Genomic DNA, 19578 nt, shown 5'->3' with positions numbered 1-19578 from the left:
CAATCTCGTGGCGTGTTCGGACTCGCTCGTCCACGACAGGTGACACGAAGACCTATCCGGCCGCTGGGGCCGTGCACGAAAGGGAGATTCGGTGACTTCGAGTGACACCGCAGTGCTGGTGACGGTGACGGGACCCGACAAGCCGGGCGTCACATCGGTGCTGTTCGCAGCACTGTCACGGCACAACGTCAGTCTGCTCGACGTCGAGCAGGTGGTCATCCGCGGCAGATTGACACTGGGCGTTCTCCTGTCCTGCCCGCGCGATCCCGAGGCGCTCCAGGAGGAGCTCGAGGACGCGATGGCGACGGTCGGCGTTCACGTCGATGTCGAGATCGACACCGCGCGTGGCGGTGGTCAGAGCTTGGCCACCCACGTCGTCGTCGTTCTGGGACGACCCGTGACAGCGCGTGCTTTCAGCACCATCTCCCGTGAACTCGCCCGCCAGGGCGCGAACATCGATTCCATACGCGGAATTGCCGACTATCCCGTCACCGGCCTCGAACTGCAGGTGACCGCGACCGACACGTCGCCGGATGCCGACCTGCAGTTGCGCACGGGGCTCGCGGCCATCGCCGCCGGAATCGGCGTCGACATCGCCGTGCAGCGCGGCGGAATCGCACGGCGATCCAAGCGACTGATCGTGTTCGACGTCGACTCCACGCTCGTCCAGGGCGAGGTCATCGAAATGTTGGCTGCTCGCGCGGGACGCGAGGACGAGGTACGTGCGGTCACCGAAGCTGCCATGCGCGGTGAGATCGACTTCGCGGAGTCGCTCGAACAGCGGGTCGCCGTGTTGGCGGGACTCGACGAATCCGTCATCGACGAAGTGGGCGAAAGCCTGGAACTGACCGCCGGGGCCAGAACCACCATCCGCACCCTCCGGCGTCTCGGCTTCGCCTGCGGCGTCGTGTCCGGGGGATTCCGACAGGTCATCGAGGGCCTCGCTCACGAACTCGAACTCGACTACGTCAAGGCGAACACTCTCGAGATCGTCGACGGCAAGCTCACCGGGCGAGTCATCGGAGAAGTGGTCGATCGTGCTGCGAAAGCGACCGCACTGCGTGAATTCGCGGCGCAGTCGGGAGTGCCGATGGAGCAGACCGTCGCCGTGGGCGACGGAGCGAACGACATCGACATGCTCACCGCAGCAGGCCTCGGGGTTGCCTTCAACGCCAAGCCTGCGTTGAGAGAGATCGCCGACACCGCTATCTCCCATCCGTACCTCGACGCGGTCCTGTTCATCCTCGGCGTCACCCGCAACGAGATCGAAGCCGCGGACGCAGTGGACGGGGGAGTCCGCCGCGTCCCCATCCCGTGACCGGCGATCCCGTGACCGGCGATCCCACTACCGGCGACACACCGGATGACGTGGCGGCCGAGACTGCGGTCGAGGAATTCTCACCCGACAACACGTTCGTCTCGCGGCACGCCGAGCTCGCTCGTGGGTACGGCGGAGCGGAGGACCCGGCAGATCCGGCACAGGTTCTGGCCATGCCGTTGGTGCTGCACATCCCCAAGATCGATCCGCCCCTCCGCAGCGAGTTGCTCGAGGCGGCTGCACGAGCAACCGTTGCGTTGTGCCTGGACCCACGAGTGGGCGTGGGCGCGTCGTGGAACGAGGCCTTCACCGAATGGACGTCGGCACGCATCCGGAAGGTTGCCCGACGTGCACGCGGTGCGCAGTGGCGTGCGGCGCAGGACGTTCCTGGTGTCACGGTCGACGTCGGGGGAGCGTCGGCACGTGCGTTCGTGCCCGGTCGGGTCGGAGATCTGGATCCTCGGATCAAGCGGCTGCAGATCGGCGGAACCGATGTGTCGGCCGACGACGAGCCTTCGGTATCGGCCGGACCGGTGCTGTGGGTCGACGCCTCCCTGTCGATGACGGTGGGGAAAGCAGCCGCTCAGGTGGGGCACGCGTCCATGCTGCTGGCGGGCGCGATGAGCACAGCGCAATGCCGCGAATGGGCTGCGTCGGGCTTCGAATGTTCGGTCCGATCCGCGAACCCGGAACAGTGGACGCGTGCACTGGGCGAGGTTCGCGCCGGTCGCGCCGTCGCGGTACGGGATGCAGGCTTCACCGAAGTGGCACCCGGTTCGACGACCGTGATCGCCGTTCCGTAGCTCTGGGGTCCACTGTCGCACAAGTGGCTATGCCGAACATATCCAGTAGCCCCGAGACTGGAAGCATGTTCACCTCACCACGTCGTCTACTCGCCGGTCGCCGACTCCCTGCTCGGTTGGCTGCCCTCTACGTGGGGCTGTGGCTGTACGGGGCGTCGATGTCGTTCATGATCGCCGGTGGACTGGGCGTCAACCCGTGGGACGTCTTTCGTCAGGGGCTCGAAAGCCACCTGTCGCTCAGCTTCGGAACCATCACCGCGATCACCGGCGCGGCCGTACTGCTGATGTGGATCCCGCTACGGCAACGTCCTGGCCTGGCCTGGGCACCGTGAGCAACGTGGTGGTGATCGCCGTTGCGGTGGACACGACGTCGGCGATGTTGCCGGACCTGGACGGGCTGCCGATGAGGACCCTGGCCATGGTGTCGGGCATCGTGGTCAACGCGTTCGCAACCGCGCTGTACATCGGTGCCGGGATGGGTCCGGGGCCGCGAGACGGACTGATGACCGGTCTGGTGGCCAGGACCGGATGGTCGATTCGCCTCACCCGCACCGGAATCGAGTGCACGGTGGTGCTCACCGGTTGGTTGCTCGGCGGGACGCTCGGCGTCGGGACGGTTCTCTATGCGCTCGGAGTCGGTCCGCTCGTGCAACTGTTCATGACTCACCTGCCTGCGCTGCGCAGCACGAGGACCGTCGATCCGGTCACCGATATCGTCGAACCCGGTTCCAGCGCAGTGGTATCGGAGGGCACACCGTCCACACTCGAGGAATCGAGAACCGGAACGAACCGAGACGACGACCAACTCGGGCACGCCAGAACGATATCGGCTGGGCCTCCGGAATGGAGAACGAGGAGCGAGCTGGCATCGTCGACCTGCCCGCCGTCGGAGGCGAAGGAGCGGACGTCGGAACCGTCCACCCAGGCCTGAATGGTGCGCACCGAGTCGTCGTTCCATCGGTCCGTGTCGAATTCGACTCCGGCGGAATCGAACCACACCAGATCGGGTCGGCCGGTCGGTGTCGCGCGGCCGGTGAAGAATTCCTGCTGGCGCAGTGTCGGAGCGCTCGCTCGGACGCGAAGGAGTCGACCCACGAAGCGAATCATGTTCTGATCGGCACTGTCCCAGTCGATGGCCCAGGCGTCGGCCGCCGGTGCATCCTCGGCGATGCAATACGCGTTGTTGTTGCCTCCCTGACTGTGTCCCAGTTCGTCGCCGGCAAGGAGCATCGGTGTTCCGGTCGAGAGCGTCAGGGTTGCCAGTAGTGCCCGGACATGGCGTGCCCTGGCCTCGGCGACGGATGGATCCTCGCTCGGACCCTCTACTCCGTGGTTGACCGACGAGTTGTTGTCGGTACCGTCCCTGTTCTCTTCGCCGTTGGCCTCGTTGTGCTTTCGGTCGTACGACACCAGATCTCGGGCGGTGAACCCGTCGTGCGCGGTGACGAAGTTGATCGACGCCCATGGCAAGCGTCCACTGCTCGCGAAGAGGTCCTCCGAACCGGCCAGGCGCGAGGCCAACTCGCGGACGCCGTGTTGGCCCGCCCAGAAGCGTCGGACCGTGTCACGGTAGCGATCGTTCCATTCCGACCAGGCCACTCCGAAGTTGCCGACCTGATAGCCGGCACCGGTGGCATCCCACGGCTCGGCGATCAATTTGACCCGAGCCAGTACAGGATCGGTGGTGATGGCGGTCAACAACGGTGCGCGAGAATCGAATCGCCAACCGCCGGGTCGGCCGAGAGTGCTGGCGAGGTCGAATCGGAACCCGTCCACGCCCATGTCCTCGACCCAGTACCGAAGGCTGTCGCACACCATCCGCACGACCGCGGGCGACGCGGAATCGAGAGTGTTGCCACAGCCGGTCAGATCGACGTCCGATCCGCGGCCGTCCAGCAGGTAGTAGCCGGGCGCATCGAGCCCACGCCAGCTGATGGAGGGGCCGTCGATCGCGGATTCGCACGTGTGGTTGTAGACGACGTCGAGGATCACCTCGATTCCGGCAGTGTGCAGCGCGTCGACCATGGTGCGAAATTCGTCCACCTCGTCACCGGGAACGGCGGCGAAGCGCGGATCCGGTGCGAAGTACGCACCCGTCGAGTACCCCCAGTGGTTTCGCATCCCCCTGGCACGGACGCCGGGTTCGGTGAATGTGGTGTGCACGGGCAGCAATTCGACCGACGTGATGCCGATGCGAGCGAGATGTTCGAGGACAGCCGGCTCGGCCAGGCCGAGGTACGTACCGCGAAGATGCTGGGGGACAGCAGGATTGCGGGCCGTGAACGATCCCACGTGCAGCTCGTACAGGACGGTTCGGTCCCACGGCACCTCGGGGCGAGCGGGACGGCCGACGCGATCGGGGGCTGCGCGGACGACGCCGAGCGGGAGGTGCCCGAGCGAGTCGCGAGAACTGGGCGCACCGAACGGGTCGTCCTCGTAGGCGAGCAACGCCGACGGGTCTCCGAATGCGCCGATCACCTGGCGTGCCGCGGGATCGAGCAGAATCTTGGCACCGTTGAACCGGCGGCCGGAGTGCGGATCCCATCTTCCGTGGGCACGGAAGCCGTATCGATCACCGGGCCGCACTCCCGGGACGAAGGCGTGTCGAACTCCGAATGTCCGGGTGTTCAGTTCCACCCGTCGTTCGCCGCCGTCCGGATCGATCAGGCACACCTCGACTCCATCGGCCTCGGGTGCGTGGACTGCAAATTGCGTGCCAGTCGGCAACGCGGTGGCACCCAGTGGGAACGGTGATCCGGGCGGGTTCGAGGCGGACTCGTCGCCGGTGGTCCGGTGGGAGCTACGAGGCAGATCGTCATTGGGCGACACGCGTGCACATCCTGCCGTGAATGCGCGGTCGATGTGCGGGAAGATAGGCGTCGTGTCTGAACCGGATCCCGACCTGCTCGTAGGTTTCACCGACGTAGTCGTCCGCCGCGGCGGTGCGACCCTGGTGGGACCCGTCACCTGGAAGGTGGAACTGGACGAACGGTGGGTGGTCCTCGGCCCGAACGGTGCCGGAAAGACGTCTCTGCTGCGCATCGCTGCGGCCGAAATCCATCCCACGTCCGGTGTCGCCCACGTTCTCGGCGAGGTCATGGGCAAGGCCGACGTCTCCGAACTCCGGCCGCGGATCGGTCTGTCGTCCTCCTCGCTGGCGCAGCGCATTCCGGCCGACGAACTCGTATCCGATCTGGTGGTGTCCGCCGGCTACTCGGTGTTGGGGCGCTGGCGTGAGAAATACGACGCGGTCGACACCGAGCGTGCAGTGGAAATGCTCGAGAGCCTCGGTGCCGAGCATCTCGCCACCCGCACCTACGGCACGCTGTCGGAAGGCGAACGAAAGCGCGTTCTCATCGCCCGCGCTCTGATGACCGATCCCGAACTGCTGTTGCTGGACGAGCCTGCGGCAGGGCTCGACCTCGGTGGACGCGAGGAACTGGTGGCGCGGCTGACCGACCTCGCTGCCGATCCCGACGCCCCCGCGACCGTGCTGATCACCCATCACGTGGAAGAGATTCCGCCGGGATTCAGTCACGCGTTGCTGCTCAAGGAAGGCGGGGTAGTGGCGCAGGGACTGGTCGACGACGTCATCACCGCAGAGAATCTGACCGAGGCGTTCAGTCAGTCGATCGCACTCGATCGCGTCGACGGTCGCTTCTTCGCGCGGCGGACCCGCGCTGCCGGGGCGCACCGCCGATAGAGCGGACCGATCGACTCCGCTGCGCAGTGCAGCGGTACGTTCCCATTCATGAGCTCGAACAGTGCTGCCGATCACGTACAGGCCCGGGACGCCTCGACGGTCATCTTGATTCGTGACGGCCTGTCACGACCCGACATCGAGGTGTTCCTGCTCGAACGTGTCGGTGGCATGGCCTTCGCGGGTGGCATGACGGTGTTTCCCGGTGGCGGCGTCGACCCCTCGGACGCGGCAGCTGACGTCCGCTGGGCAGGACCGCCGCCGTCGTGGTGGGCCGAGCGCTTCGGAACCGACGAGGGCAAGGCACAGGCCTTGGTGTGTGCCGCGGCGCGCGAGACGTTCGAGGAGTGCGGTGTACTGCTGGCCGGCTCGACACCGGATTCGATCGTTGCCGATACGGCTCCGTTCGCGGCAGAGCGGGGTCGGCTCGAGCGCCGTGAGGTGTCGTTCGCCGAATTCCTCACCGCCCACGACCTCGTTCTGCGATCGGATCTGCTCCGGCCGTGGTCGCACTGGATCACCCCGGTGGGCGAAGCTCGACGGTACGACACCCGGTTTTTCGTCGCAGTGCTTCCCGAAGGACAGAATGCGGACGGCGAGACCAGCGAGGCGGCGTCGGTGAGCTGGCGGTCCACCGGTGACGCACTGGCGGACTGGCGGTCGGGGAACACCATCCTCCTTCCGCCCACCTGGAGCCAACTCGACGCACTGTCTCGGTTCGACACCGTCGCGCAGGTCGTCGATCACGACCGCGAGATCGCCCCGGTTCTGCCGATCCTCACCCGCGACGAGGGGACGGTCCGGGTGCTCTTCGACGGCGACGACGCGTACTACGCCGGAACGCGCCATCCCTGGTCGGATCGCTAGGCCTCGGCCCGGTAGCCTTTCGGCCCATGGCTGAGTTCGTGAATCTCGAAGTTTCCGACGGCATCGGCACCATCCGCCTCGACCGTCCGCCGATGAATGCGCTCGATCGGCAGATGCAGGACGAGATCCGAGCGGCGGCTCGCGAGGCCACGGTGAATGCCGACGTCAAGGCCGTCGTCGTCTACGGCGGCGAGAAGGTCTTCGCCGCCGGTGCCGACATCAAGGAGATGGTGGCGCTGTCCGCGTCGGAGATGGCCGCGATCGCCGGAGATCTGCAGTCGGCCCTCGGCTCGCTCAGTACCATTCCCAAGCCCGTGGTCGCGGCTGTGACCGGGTACGCACTCGGTGGTGGGCTGGAGGTTGCACTGGGTGCGGACCGTCGGATCGCCGGCGACAACGCCAAGTTCGGTGTCCCCGAGGTGCTGCTCGGTGTCATCCCCGGCGGCGGCGGAACGCAGCGGCTGGCTCGGTTGATCGGCCCGAGCCGTGCGAAGGACATGGTCTTCACCGGCCGCTTCGTCGGTGCCGAGGAAGCGTTGCGTATCGGATTGGTGGACGAGGTGGTGGCACCGGACGAGGTGTACAACGCAGCGCGCGCCTGGGCCATGCAGTTCACCACGGGTGCATCGCGAGCGCTCGCAGCGGCGAAGGCGTCGATCGATCAGGGGCTCGACGTCGATCTCACCACCGGTCTTCGGATCGAGGCTCAGCAGTTCGCGGCGTTGTTCGCCACCGAGGATCGCACGATCGGCATGACGTCGTTCGTGGCCGACGGCCCTGGTAAAGCGACTTTCACCGGGCGGTGAAGCACCGGTCCCGCAGAGCAGAGTTGTTCCACAGCTACCGGATAGTAGGCTCGCCTGATGACTGCAAGCCCCCACGACGGTGTCAATCGATCGATCTCGAACTCGGTGCCTTCGGCGTCGTCCGAGACCGATGACCGCCAGGTCGATCCAGCCCCGAACCCGCACGCCACTGCCGAGCAGGTAGAGGCCGCACGGTCGGACACCAAACTGGCTCAGGTGCTCTATCACGACTGGGAAGCCGAAACCTACGACGACAAGTGGTCGATCTCCTACGACGAGCGATGCATCGACTACGCGCGCGGCAGATTCGATCAGGCGGTGTCCGGTGACGCGTCGGCGCAATCCGCACTTCCGTACGGCCGCGCCCTCGAGCTGGGCTGCGGTACCGGGTTCTTCCTGCTCAACCTGATGCAGGCCGGCATCGCAGACAAGGGATCGGTCACCGACCTCTCGCCCGGCATGGTCAAGGTCGCTCTTCGCAACGCCGAGCACCTCGGCCTGGATGTCGACGGCCGGGTCGCCGATGCGGAGACGATTCCGTACGACGACAACACGTTCGATCTCGTCGTCGGGCACGCCGTCCTCCATCACATCCCGGACGTCGAACAGTCCCTGCGAGAGGTGCTGCGGGTACTCAAGCCGGGCGGTCGCTTCGTTTTCGCGGGCGAACCCACCACGGTCGGCAACTTCTACGCACGGTGGCTCGGACGCATCACGTGGGAGGCGACCACCCGCGCGACCAAACTTCCGTTCCTGGCGAGCTGGCGCAAGCCGCAGGAAGAGCTCGACGAATCCTCGCGAGCGGCGGCACTGGAGGCCGTCGTCGACCTGCACACGTTCGATCCCACCGATCTCGAGCACATCGCGCTCTCGGCCGGTGCCGAGTCCGTGCAGGCGAACACCGAGGAGTTCGCCGCCGCTCTGCTCGGTTGGCCGGTGCGGACCTTCGAGGCCGCAGTACCCGAGGGCAAGCTGGGATGGAACTGGGCGAAATTCGCCTTCGGCGGTTGGAAGACACTGAGCTGGGTGGACGAGAACGTGCTGCAGCACGTGGTACCGCGCGGACTGTTCTACAACGTGATGATCACCGGCATCAAGCCCGCCCCTCGCGCTTGATCGGCACGGACCGCCGCAGGCTCTGCACTCGAGTCCGCTAGTGGGCTACGAATTCACCGGCACCGACCTCGACTTCCTACGAAGCGAGGCCGGTGCCGGAGCTCTTGCTGCGGTCGACGATCTCGAGCTCAGCGCTCGAACGTCGGTGCGCGACACGGCCTCGGTGCGCACTCGCTTCCCGGACCACGCGAGTGCACTGATCGAAACGGTCACGGTCCGCCGCAAGGCCCGAGTGAAGTTGGTCGACTCCGATCGGTGGCTGGTGACCGACGAGGCGGTCCAGCAGGCCACTCCGACGCTCGTCGCGCGGAGGCGGGCCGCTCGACTCGCGGGGCGTCGGGTGCACGATGTCACGTGTTCGATCGGCAGTGAACTGTCCGTCCTCGTCGCTACGGCGGAGTTGGCGGTGGGCAGCGATCTCGACCCGATTCGGCTTCGGATGGCCGCACACAACGTTCCTGAGGCCACTCTGCTGCGCGCCGACGCACTGACCCCGACGACGCGTGAGACCGTCGTCGTTGCCGATCCCGGCCGCCGAGCAGGTGGGCGGCGACGCCACGACCCGGCGGCTCTGCAGCCGCCGCTCCCGGATCTGTTCGACGCCTATCGAGGCCGAGACCTGGTCGTCAAGTGTGCGCCCGGCCTGGATTTCGATGCGCTCGACTGGGCCGGCGAGATCGAGGTGGTCTCGCTCGACGGGGGAGTACGAGAAGCGTGCCTGTGGTCGGAGGGGTTGAGCGAGCGCGGTATTCGGCGCCGGGCAGCGGTTCTTCGATCCGACGGCAGTGTTCTGGAATTCACCGATGCGGAGTCGGACGACATTCCGGTTCGGCCCCCCGGCCGCTATCTGGTCGATCCTGACGGGGCGGTGGTCAGAGCCGGCTTGGTTCGGCACTACGGAGCCAGATTCGGTCTGTGGCAACTCGATCCGAGAATTGCGTATCTGACCGGCGACACCGTCCCGGCCGGGGTGCGCGGCTTTCGAATTCTCGAGCAGTCCAAGTTCTCGGAGAAAGTGCTTCGGCAACAACTGAATCGGATGGATTGCGGCTCGGTGGAGATTCTCGTCCGCGGGGTCGACGTGGATCCGGCGATACTGCGGCCCAGGCTCAAACTTCGCGGCTCCGTGGCGTTGTCGGTGGTGATCGCCCGAGTCGAACGGTCCGCGGTGGCGTTCGTCTGCGCTCCGGGCGCTGTCGCTCAGCCCGTGTAGGTGAAGATCTCGCCGAGGTAGCTCGCGGTGACGACCTGGCCGTCCGGGCCGACGGACGTGCCGACGGTGGTGCCGACGACGTCGGGAACCGGTTGCACGTCCACCGTTTCTCCGGTGGCCGCGTCGAACGTGAGCAGGGCCAGCCCGTCGTCCTCGCGTACGACGGTATGGCCGCGTCCGTCTGCGGATTGGGCTGCGCTGCCTGCCTGTTCGATGTCGTCGCGGACCCACACTCGCTCGGCCGAATCTCCGTTGTCTCGCACGCCCATGAGGGTGCCGTCTCCGCCCGACGGCACGATCGTGCCGTCGGAAGCGATCGAGGGACTGGCACCGATGCCGAGCCCGGTGCCCTCGGTCCACTTCCGTCGCCCATCGGCGGTGTCGAACGCGGTCAACCTGCCGTCGACGTCGGCCAGGTAGACCGTCGACCCGTCCTCGGACAGCACCGGACTCGACGCGACTCCGGCGGGCAGCAGGTCCGAGGACCAGCGTTCGACGAGTCCGGGAGAGCCGTCACGGTCGTACTGCACCGAAACGAGTTGTGGTGCAATCGAACCCGGACGCCACAGTGTCAGGTACATCGTTCCGGTCGCACTGTCCACCGCGGGTGCTGCGGGTACGGGGCATTCGGATCCACCCGAGCTGCACTGGGCGAGTCCGGTGTCCACCGGCTGAAACTCGGAGTTCGGATCGGTCAGGAAATCCGGCGTCGGAACCAGATCCAGAATGGGCACTCGAAGTTGCCCGTTCTGCGAATCGAGAACACTGACCTGGCCCATCTGGGTGATCGAGAGCAGGCTGCCGTCCCCGAGGAACTGGGCGGACTTGGGCACTCCGTACACCGGTGTGCGCCAACGCAGTTGCCCGTGGTCGTTGTACGAGTTCATGCCGCCGTCGTCGCCGATGTAGACGTTGATGGCCGAATCGACGGTCGGCGTTGCAGTGACGACGGACGGCCCGACCCGATTGCACCAGCGCTTGCGGGCGGAGTCGATCTCGAACGAGAAGAGGTTGCAGCCGGATTCGGTGGCGGCGGTGACGAACATCTGGCCCGTCGATCCGATGGACACCGGAGAGGTCACCGTGCCGCCCGTGGGGCGCGTCCAGTCCAGGGACAGCGGAGTCGACACCGATACGGCCGTCGAACCGCTGTTGTGCGAGTTCGCATGCGCTGCGGGCCACGAATCGGGGGAGAGCGGTTCGATGGCCGAGGTGTCGGCGCTGCAACCGCTCACGGTCACCACGACTATCGCCGCAGCGACCGCAGTGACCTTTCTGCCGGTCCTGCCCTTGGCCGTGACGCCGCGCATCGATCGCTCCCGTGTCTTGATTTCCGTGCCCGACGTGGTGCCGGGGCGTCTGTGTTCGTCTCGTCGACGAGCAACAGTCGACAGGCAACCCTAGCCCGCGCAAGGGTGCCGGCAGAGAGCGGGCGAACGAGAAACTAGGGTGAACGTCCATGACGAGTATGTGGAACGCGCCGCTGCGGACACGCTGGCGCGGGTCGAGACGACGCGACACCGAGCAGGCGCGGTTCCTCACGCGTGCGTCCCTCGACTGGGTGCTCGCGAACAAGGCGTACACGCCGTGGTACCTCGTGCGGTACTACCGCCTCGCGAAGTTCAAGCTCGCCAATCCGCACGTGATCCTGAGGGGCATGGTGTTTCTCGGCAAGAACGTCGAGATCCATTCGACCCCCGAACTCTCTCGTCTCGAGATCGGGCGCTGGGTCCACATCGGCGACGGTAATGCCATTCGCTGCCACGAGGGCTCGCTGCGGATCGGCGACAAGGTGGTGTTCGGCAAGGACAACGTCGTCAACACCTACCTCGACATCGAGATCGGCGCATCGACGCTGGTGGCCGACTGGTGCTACATCTGCGATTTCGATCATCGGATGGACGATGTGAACATGCCCATCAAGGATCAGGGAATCGTCAAGGGCCCGGTGCGGATCGGGCCGGACACGTGGATCGCCGCCAAGGTGACGATCCTGCGCGAGACCAGGATCGGGCGGGGCTGCGTGCTCGGAGCCCACGCCGTCGTCAAGGGTGAGATCCCGGATTACAGCATCGCGGTCGGGGCCCCGGCCAAGGTCGTCCGCAATCGCAAGGACGCGTGGGAGGCCGGTGCCGCCGACCGCGCGAAATACATTGCTGCGCTGGAGGATATCGCTCGTAAGAAGGCGCTCGGACAGGCCGAGGCGGCGCGAGAGATCTGACCCCGGTGTTCTCAGGAACGGCCGGGGATCGCGCGCTCGGCGATGTGCGGGCGGGCCAGCGGATGCCGAACCTTTCGTTTGGCCTCGAGGTAGACCTGGGCCGTCGACTCGGCGACGTGTTTCCAGTCGAAATCCACGGTGAGCCGGTCGCGGGCGGCCACGGCTCGTTCCTGCGCGGCGTCTGCGTTGTCGAGAACGCGCCGCACGGCGGCAGCGAGCCCACCGACGTCGCCGGGCTCGAAGGACAGGCCGGTCACGCCGTCGACGATGGCTTCACCCAGACCGCCTGCGGTGGACGCGACGAGAGGGGTGCCCGCAGCCGCCGCCTCCAGCGCGATGATGCCGAACGGTTCGTATCGACTGGGTAGGACGATGGCGTCGGCTCCGTGCAGCCAGCCGAGCAGTTCGGTGTGGTCGAGATTGCCCAGAAAAGACACTGCGCGGGCAACCCGATGGGTGCGCGTCAGCCCGGCCAACCAGGCGAACTGCGTTCCCTCGCCGGCGATGTGCAAGGTGGTGCCCGGGTGGCTTCGTCGGATGCGGGGCAGGGCCGCGATGGCATCCTGGATGCCCTTCTCGTACTCGAGTCGGCCGACGTAGAGCAGCTTGGCCGGCTCCGATCGAGGCTCTCGTCGACGAAAGTGCCAGGTGGATCGGTCGATTCCGTTGCGAATCACCGTCACCGCCGACTCGGATACTCCGAACAGGGTGGTGACCTCGTCCTTCATCGACCCCGAGCAGGTGATCACTGCATCGGAATCGTTGGCGAGCCACCACTCGACGGAGTGCACCTGACGGTTGACGGGGCCGGAGATCCAGCCGCTGTGGCGGCCGGCCTCGGTGGCGTGGATGGTCGAGACGAGCGGTACGTCGTAGAACTCGGCGAGTGCGATCGACGGGTGCGCGACGAGCCAGTCGTGCGCATGCACGACGTCGGGTTGCCAGCCGTCGCCCAGACCCGGCTTTCCCAGCGCGACGCCGGCACGCACCATCGCGTGCCCCATCGCGAGGGTCCATGCGAGCATGTCCTCCCCGAAGACGAAGTGAGCGGGGTCCTCGGCTACCGCGACGACGAGCACCCCGTCCTCGATGTGGTGAGACGTCGGGTGGGTGGCGGCGTCGGTTCCGGTGGGTCGACGCGACAGCACCACGACCTCGTGGCCGCATCGGACCAGTTCGGTTGCCAGGTGATGAACGTGCCGACCGAGACCGCCCACCACCACGGGTGGGTACTCCCACGACACCATCAGAATCTTCATCGACGCCCCCCTGCATTTTCTCTCTCGCCGCCGACGTGTGCACCGGGCAGTCGGCGCGCGTCCAACGCAGGAAACAGCCCGTCCGCGTGGTTCCACTGCCGAGCCAATTTGTCCGCTCGGACAGGTGACCCACCCGCGGCCGCGGCAGCGATCTCGCGCAACGCATGTGCGTGAACGTGTGCCCGTTCCCGCGCGTAGCCTGCGGCGGAATCCTTGCTGACCATGAATGCCCAGTCGCTGGCCACGGCCATCAGTGTCTCACGCAGTATCTGATCGTTGACGCGATTGCGGAGTTCGGGTCCACCGGCGCGACGCTGTGCAGCTCGGGCGGTATCGACGGCGTCGAGAGCGGTCCGAGAGACCTCGGCAATGAGCGCGACCAGGTCCGCGACGTCGTCGCCCGCCCACACCCGCCAGTCCTTGCCCGATCCCCACGACGAATCCTGCAGTTCCAGTGGCGCTCCGACGTATCCCTGCTCGCGGGCGTCGCCGAGCGTGCCGACGGTGATGCCTGCGGCGGGAAGCGCGCGCATCAGCTTGCCGAGCCACTGCGGACCCTCGTGCCACCAGTGCCCGAACAGCTCGGTGTCGAATGCCGCGACGACGAGGGCGTCGCGACCGATCCGCTCGGACTCCGAGATCAGGCGCCGACGAACCACATCGACGAAGTCGGCCACGTGACGGTCCACCGTCGCCGCCGCCCGCGCGGGATCGTAGGGAGCCTTGTCGTTCGACGCGACCGAGCGGCCGGTGACCCGGGCCGGTTTGAGACCGGTCGCGTGATCGTAGGTGTGGAAATCTCGATAGGAACCGTGGCCGGGATAGCCGGACTTCGGTGACCAGACGCGGTAGCTGACCGGCAGGTCGCGTCCGAACGCGACGACGTCGGAGTCCCAGACCGGCCTGCCGAGGGAGGTGTCTCCGCGCATCGCGGGCCCGTCGACCATGAAGTGCGAGACCCCGGCGGCGGCGTATTCGGTCTCCATGCCGGGGGTGAATCCGCATTCGGGTGCCCAGATGCCCCGGGGCGTGGTGCCCCACCGGGCGCGGGCGTCGAGCAGACCTTCGCTCAGTGAGAACTGCCGAAGCCGCGGATCGAGCAGCGGCTGGAAGGGATGCGCCAGCGGCCCGCCCAGCAGTTCGACGGTGCCGGTGTCGACCAGCGGCCGGAGTACCGCCGAACCGCCGTGTCGCCACCGGGCCTCGAATCGATCGAGCGCAGCGGCAGAACCTCGGTGCTCACGAACGGACAGATCGCGATCTGTTGCCTCGTGGGCCCTGAGCTGCCAGTTCCCGAGCCAGTGGTGCATTCCGGACAGACAGTGTGGATCGTCGAGTTGAGCGGCCAGAACCGGGGTGATCCCCAGCGACAGCACGTCGGTGTGACCGTCCTCGGCCAGTTGCTCGAGCACCGCGGTGAGCGGCAGGTAGCAGTCGGCCCAGGACTGATACAGCCACTCCTCGCCTACCGGCCACCTGCCGTGATTGGCCAACCACGGCAGGTGGGAGTGCAGAACGAGAGAGAACATGCCCGGCACGGTGGCACCGGATGTCACCCGATCACCGTGCTCGAGCTCTTGCGGGCAACGGCGACCAGGTCGAGGCTGTCGTCGATGCGGTCGGCGGTGATGTCGAAATCCTCGATCGAGACGGCCGCGACGTCCTCGGTGAGTTCGGCAGGCCAGGGTTCGCCGGCCAGTGCTCGTTCGATCTGAGCGTCGATGAACGAACCGCCGTGCTTGGCATCGAGGGCGGCCAGAGTGCGTCCGTGCCTGACCCCGGTGAGTTCGTCGACCTCGAGCCGAGCGTCCACGAGTAGTTCGGTGAGTTCGGCCGCGTCGAGTTCGCGGGTGTGGAAGGGATTGAGCGGGGTGTCACGGCCGGGCGAGAACGTGATGCGGTTCGGTGTGCTGATCAACAGAATGCCCCCGGGCGCGAGTACCCGGTGCACCTCGGCGAGGAACGCACCTTGGTCCCAGAGGTGCTCGATCACCTGGAAATTGACGACGACGTCGATCGAGGAATCGGCCAACGGCAGGCGGTCGAGGTTGCCACGCAGCATGGTCACCTTCGGGTAGCGGGCATGCACGTGTGCGGCGGCTGATGCGTCGTAGTCGAGACCGAGAACGTTCGACGCGACATCGGCAATCATGTTGGCTCCGTAGCCTTCTCCGGATCCCGCTTCGAGCACCGTTCGGTCACGGCAGCGGTCGACGAGTGCGCGGTAGACCACCTCGTGGCGGCGGAACCAGTAGTTCTCCTCGGCGATGCCGGGCACGGTGCGTTCTCCGGTGAGGGGGAGTGGTTCCGGTGCCGGTGCCTGAGCCGATGAATCGTTCACCGCCGAAAGGTTAGTGGAGGCGCGCGGGAGGTAAGCCAACGTGGTCTCCATAACAGTCGGGGTGCAGATGTATGGTCGGACAGGCAGGGAGGTAAGTTACCCACGAGTAACTACGGTGAGGTAACCTCGTCCCAGACCGTAGAACTGCACGAACCAGTACTGCACCAACCGTTAGAACACTTACGATCAGCAGAACATGACCAGGAGGTCGACGCAGACCCATGACGAACATCGTTGTTTTGATCAAGCAGGTTCCAGACACGTGGTCCGAGCGCAAGCTCACCGACGGTGACTACACCCTCGATCGCGAGGCTGCCGACGCCGTCCTCGACGAGATCAACGAGCGGGCCGTCGAAGAAGCACTGCTCATCAAGGAAGCCCAGGGCGGTGAGGTGAAGGTTCTGTCCGCAGGCCCCGACCGCGCCACCGACGCCATTCGCAAGGCCTTGTCGATGGGTGCAGACAGCGCAGTGCACCTCAACGACCCGACCCTGCACGGCTCCGACGCGATCCAGACCGGATACGCGCTGGCCGCAGCGCTCGGCAACGTCGCATTCGAGAACGACGAGCCGGCCGATCTCATCATCGCCGGCAACGAGGCCACCGACGGCCGCACCGGTGCCGTTCCCGCGATCATCGCCGAATACCTGCAGATCCCGGCCCTGACGCAGATGCGCAAGCTCGTCGTAGCCGACGGCAAGGTCACCGGCGAGCGGGAGACCGACGAGGGCATCTTCGGCCTCGAAGCCGCGTTGCCCGCCATCGTGAGCGTCACCGAGAAGATCAACGAACCGCGCTTCCCGTCCTTCAAGGGCATCATGGCCGCGAAGAAGAAGACGGTGCAGACCATCACGCTCGCCGACATCGGTGTCGAGGACGGCATCGTCGGCGTCGACAACGCGGGAACGACCGTCACGTCGTCCACCCCCAAGCCTCCCAAGACTGCAGGCGAGCGGCTCACCGACGAGGGCGACGGCGGCGACAAGATCGCCACCTACCTCGTCGGCCAGAAGATCATCTGATCCCGCCCCACCGAGCAATCGAAGACAAACGAGGAGCAAGTCATGGCAGAAGTACTCGTGCTCGTGGAGCACGTCGAGGGAACACTGAAGAAGGTCAGTACCGAGCTGATCACCGCCGCTCGTGCGCTGGGTGAGCCGTCCGCGGTCGTCACCGGCCCGGTCGGCACCACCGACAAGGTCGCCGACGCACTCACCGAAGCCGGTGCCGAGAAGATCTACGCCGCCGAATCCGACGCGGTCGACGGATTCCTCGTCACCCCGAAGGTCGACGTGCTGTCGGCACTCGCGGAGTCGGTCTCGCCGGCAGCGATCATCACCGCTGCCACGATCGAGGGTAAGGAAGTTGCGGGACGACTCGCAGCACGCCTCGGCTCGGGCTACCACAACGACGTCGTCGCAATCAACGGCGACGGCAGTGCCGTCTACTCCATCTTCGGTGGCGCGTTCACCGTCGAGGCCAAGGCCAACGGCGACGTTCCGGTCATCTCGCTGCGCCCCGGTGCAGTCGAGGCCGAGCCGAAGGCCGGAGCGGGCACCCGCGAAACCGTCGAGGTTCCCGCGCAGGAAGAAGGGGCCGTCAAGGTCACCTCGCGTGACCCGATCGTCGGCGGCGACCGTCCGGAGCTCACCGAGGCATCGGTCGTCGTGTCCGGTGGACGTGGTGTCGGCAGCGCCGACAAGTTCTCCGTCGTCGAGAGTCTGGCCGACTCGCTCGGTGCCGCAGTCGGTGCCTCGCGCGCCGCTGTCGACTCCGGCTACTACCCCGGCCAGTTCCAGGTGGGTCAGACGGGCAAGACCGTCTCCCCGCAGCTGTACGTCGCGCTGGGTATCTCCGGAGCCATCCAGCACCGTGCAGGCATGCAGACCTCGAAGACGATCGTCGCGGTCAACAAGGACGAGGAAGCGCCGATCTTCGAGATCGCCGACTACGGCATCGTCGGTGACCTGTTCAACGTCGCACCGCAGCTGACCGAGGCAGTGAAGAAGCACAAGGGATAGCCTTCAGTGCTGTTCGACGACAGGCCCTCACCGCTCGCGCGGTGGGGGCCTGTCGTCTCGGGCAGCGCAACCTTGTTCACACAAACTCTTCCGACACGTTTCCCCGACGATGCCCGGTGGCCTTCCCCGCTCGTTAGACACACCTCATGACCACTTCCGTCATGAGCTCGACTGCATCGATCGTCCCGGCCACCGACCGTTACTCGCTGGTGTTGTCCACCGACCCGGAGCACCGACTCGCCGCGCAGCGTCTGCGCTACGAGGTGTTCGCTTCCGAGCCGGGGTTTTCCATTCCCACCGACACCGACGGCCTCGACGCCGATCGGTTCGACGAATTCTGTGATCACCTGCTCGTTCGTGACCAGTGGACCGACACGTTCGTCGGCTGCTACCGCATGTTGCCTCCGCAGGCCGCCGTGTCCGCCGGCGGGTACTACACGGCAACCGAATTCGATATCTCCGCGCTCGATCCAGTCGGCATGAACATCGTCGAAATGGGAAGGGCTGCAGTTCATCCCGATCACCGGTCTGGGTCCGTGCTCGGGCTGATGTGGGCCGGAATCCTGCACTACCTCGATGTGACGGGATACGAGTGGGTCATGGGGTGCGTGTCGGTGCCCATGCAGTCGGCAGCAGGGGATCCGATCGGGGCCAACGTTCGCGGGGTTCGAGACCGCCTGTTGGGCAAGCACGCCACGCCGCCCGACCGTCGGGTCCGGCCGTACGCTCCGGTCGTGGTCGACGGGGTGGATCTGATCGACATCGAACCCGCGAAGCGAACGTCGATGCCGCCGTTGATGAACGGCTACCTCCGGCTCGGTGCCTCCATCTGCGGTGAGCCGGCTCACGATCCGGAATTCGGTGTCGCCGATTTCGTCGCATTGCTCGGGCTGCACGAGGCCAACACTCGCTATCTCGACCGGTTACGTTCGGCAGCAACGACGTTCGAGTCGGGTGTCCGGTGACACGACCGATCGTGCACGCGTGGATGCCGTCGTCGCCGTGCAGTGACGGTTGTCTGCCGAAGAACCCACCGACGGTGGGACGAATCGTCCTCGCGCTCCGAATCGCACTGGCGATGGTGGCCTTCGGGTTGCTGCCGGTGTTGGTCGTCCTCGGGGTTCCGTTCCCGCGGGTTCGCCGCTCGCTGACGCGGATCGGTGCTCGCACTCTGCTGTTCGCCATCGGGATCGATCTGACCGTGCTCGACGCTCGCTCCGACCGCGAACGCTCCCGCACCGCCGCAGGTGCACTGCACGTCGCCGGTCACATCTCCTGGACCGACGTCGTCGTGCTCACCGCGGTACAGCCGTCGACCTTCGTGGCGCGTGCCGACCTGATCGACTGGCCGCTGCTCGGTCGCCTGGCGCGGGCCATGAAGGTACTTCCGATCGATCGAGCTCGACTGCATCAGCTCCCCGGCGTCGTCGATCAGGTTGCCGATCGTGTCCGCGCAGGCGGGTCGGTCGTCGTCTTCCCCGAGGCCACCACCTGGTGTGGTCGTGCATACGGCTCGCTACGGCCGGCGCTGCTGCAGGCCGCGATCGATTCGGAGACCTGGGTACAACCGATTCGGCTGCGCTACATCGACCGGACCGGCGAGCAGACCACCGCCACGTGCTTCGTGGGAGACGAAACGATCGGTGCCTCCATCGGCCGGATCTTCCGACTGCGAGGACTACGCGCCGAGGTGGAGTTCACGGCCCCGGAGGCGCCCGGCGGCGATCGACGCGACCTCGCCCGGCGGTGCGAGGTGGCGATTCGCCGGGACGACGTCTACGACCCCGCTGTGCACGAGGTCGTGGCCGAGGCCGAACGCAGCCCGGTGCCGCCGAAGGTCGCGGCGGCCTGACCGAGTATCGATCACCGTGACCGCGGACCCACCTCGCGCAGGTAGGTCCGCGGTCACGGCA

Annotated in this window: 17 protein-coding genes and 1 pseudogene; 13 read left to right on the top strand and 5 right to left on the bottom strand. The window is 66.4% G+C overall.

Annotated features, from left to right (window positions below):
- Positions 1 to 91: 91 nt before the first annotated feature.
- The 3 genes and pseudogenes from serB to yczE all read left to right on the top strand — a co-directional run.
- Positions 92 to 1318, top strand: a complete 1227-nt coding sequence (gene serB, locus QM590_RS01325; protein ID WP_068045812.1) for a phosphoserine phosphatase SerB — start codon at positions 92 to 94, stop codon at positions 1316 to 1318.
- Entirely contained in the window at positions 1315 to 2121 is an 807-nt protein-coding gene (locus QM590_RS01320; protein WP_269593577.1) for a peptidyl-tRNA hydrolase, read from the top strand. The genes serB and QM590_RS01320 overlap by 4 nt, the downstream gene beginning before the upstream one ends.
- A gap of 65 nt (positions 2122 to 2186) precedes the next feature.
- Positions 2187 to 2794, top strand: a pseudogene (gene yczE / locus QM590_RS01315) (membrane protein YczE); the annotation flags it as partial.
- Here the strand turns inward: yczE and glgX are convergent.
- Complete coding sequence (gene glgX / locus QM590_RS01310; protein ID WP_411741266.1) at positions 2785 to 4950, bottom strand: glycogen debranching protein GlgX; 2166 nt, start codon at positions 4948 to 4950, stop codon at positions 2785 to 2787. The pseudogene yczE and the gene glgX overlap by 10 nt on opposite strands.
- A 31-nt stretch (positions 4951 to 4981) precedes the next feature.
- Here glgX and QM590_RS01305 point away from each other — a divergent pair, with 31 nt between their 5' ends.
- From QM590_RS01305 to QM590_RS01285, 5 genes are read left to right on the top strand one after another with little or no spacing between them, the layout of a single operon-like run.
- Positions 4982 to 5824, top strand: coding sequence for an ABC transporter ATP-binding protein (locus QM590_RS01305; RefSeq protein WP_269593578.1), 843 nt, complete (start codon positions 4982 to 4984; stop codon positions 5822 to 5824).
- A gap of 48 nt (positions 5825 to 5872) precedes the next feature.
- A complete protein-coding gene (locus tag QM590_RS01300) occupies positions 5873 to 6688 on the top strand; it encodes an NUDIX hydrolase (protein ID WP_149405520.1) in 816 nt (271 codons plus the stop codon).
- A 26-nt stretch (positions 6689 to 6714) separates the two neighbouring features.
- On the top strand, positions 6715 to 7494 hold the full coding sequence (locus QM590_RS01295) for an enoyl-CoA hydratase/isomerase family protein (RefSeq protein WP_068045804.1): 780 nt from the start codon (positions 6715 to 6717) through the stop codon (positions 7492 to 7494).
- Between the two features lie 57 nt (positions 7495 to 7551).
- Positions 7552 to 8610, top strand: coding sequence for a class I SAM-dependent methyltransferase (locus QM590_RS01290; RefSeq protein WP_269593579.1), 1059 nt, complete (start codon positions 7552 to 7554; stop codon positions 8608 to 8610).
- A 40-nt stretch (positions 8611 to 8650) separates the two neighbouring features.
- On the top strand, positions 8651 to 9823 hold the full coding sequence (locus QM590_RS01285; protein ID WP_269593580.1) for a THUMP-like domain-containing protein: 1173 nt from the start codon (positions 8651 to 8653) through the stop codon (positions 9821 to 9823).
- Here the strand turns inward: QM590_RS01285 and QM590_RS01280 are convergent.
- Positions 9811 to 11133: an outer membrane protein assembly factor BamB family protein gene (locus QM590_RS01280; protein ID WP_269593581.1), complete on the bottom strand. Its 1323-nt coding sequence runs from the start codon at positions 11131 to 11133 to the stop codon at positions 9811 to 9813. The genes QM590_RS01285 and QM590_RS01280 overlap by 13 nt on opposite strands.
- 149 nt (positions 11134 to 11282) lie before the next feature.
- Between QM590_RS01280 and QM590_RS01275 the strand changes: the two genes are divergently transcribed.
- A complete protein-coding gene (locus tag QM590_RS01275) occupies positions 11283 to 12044 on the top strand; it encodes an acyltransferase (RefSeq protein WP_068045796.1) in 762 nt (253 codons plus the stop codon).
- Between the two features lie 11 nt (positions 12045 to 12055).
- On the opposite strand, the gene QM590_RS01270 is transcribed toward QM590_RS01275, so the two are convergent.
- The 3 genes from QM590_RS01270 to QM590_RS01260 are packed head-to-tail and all read right to left on the bottom strand — an operon-like array spanning position 12056 to position 15695.
- Positions 12056 to 13303, bottom strand: coding sequence for a glycosyltransferase family 4 protein (locus tag QM590_RS01270; RefSeq protein WP_269593582.1), 1248 nt, complete (start codon positions 13301 to 13303; stop codon positions 12056 to 12058).
- A complete protein-coding gene (locus QM590_RS01265; RefSeq protein ID WP_269593723.1) occupies positions 13300 to 14832 on the bottom strand; it encodes a 1,4-alpha-glucan branching protein domain-containing protein in 1533 nt (510 codons plus the stop codon). The genes QM590_RS01270 and QM590_RS01265 overlap by 4 nt, the downstream gene beginning before the upstream one ends.
- A gap of 23 nt (positions 14833 to 14855) precedes the next feature.
- Entirely contained in the window at positions 14856 to 15695 is an 840-nt protein-coding gene (locus tag QM590_RS01260; RefSeq protein ID WP_269593583.1) for a class I SAM-dependent methyltransferase, read from the bottom strand.
- A gap of 170 nt (positions 15696 to 15865) precedes the next feature.
- On the opposite strand from QM590_RS01260, the gene QM590_RS01255 reads away from it, so the two are divergent.
- The 4 genes from QM590_RS01255 to QM590_RS01240 all read left to right on the top strand — a co-directional run bounded on the left by QM590_RS01255 (position 15866) and on the right by QM590_RS01240 (position 19517).
- Entirely contained in the window at positions 15866 to 16666 is an 801-nt protein-coding gene (locus tag QM590_RS01255) for an electron transfer flavoprotein subunit beta/FixA family protein (RefSeq protein ID WP_068045787.1), read from the top strand.
- A gap of 42 nt (positions 16667 to 16708) precedes the next feature.
- On the top strand, positions 16709 to 17665 hold the full coding sequence (locus tag QM590_RS01250; RefSeq protein WP_149405527.1) for an electron transfer flavoprotein subunit alpha/FixB family protein: 957 nt from the start codon (positions 16709 to 16711) through the stop codon (positions 17663 to 17665).
- A gap of 146 nt (positions 17666 to 17811) precedes the next feature.
- Positions 17812 to 18630, top strand: a complete 819-nt coding sequence (locus QM590_RS01245) for a GNAT family N-acetyltransferase (protein ID WP_269593584.1) — start codon at positions 17812 to 17814, stop codon at positions 18628 to 18630.
- Positions 18627 to 19517 carry a lysophospholipid acyltransferase family protein gene (locus QM590_RS01240; RefSeq protein ID WP_269593585.1) on the top strand — a complete coding sequence of 297 codons (891 nt, stop codon included), beginning with the start codon at positions 18627 to 18629 and terminating at the stop codon, positions 19515 to 19517. The genes QM590_RS01245 and QM590_RS01240 overlap by 4 nt, the downstream gene beginning before the upstream one ends.
- The last annotated feature ends 61 nt before the right edge of the window (positions 19518 to 19578 follow it).

Source organism: Rhodococcus sp. IEGM 1372, from assembly GCF_030056835.1.
Lineage (GTDB): Bacteria > Actinomycetota > Actinomycetes > Mycobacteriales > Mycobacteriaceae > Rhodococcoides.
Note: the sequence above shows the minus strand (reverse complement) of the source record. Positions and strands in the feature narration are given on the sequence as shown.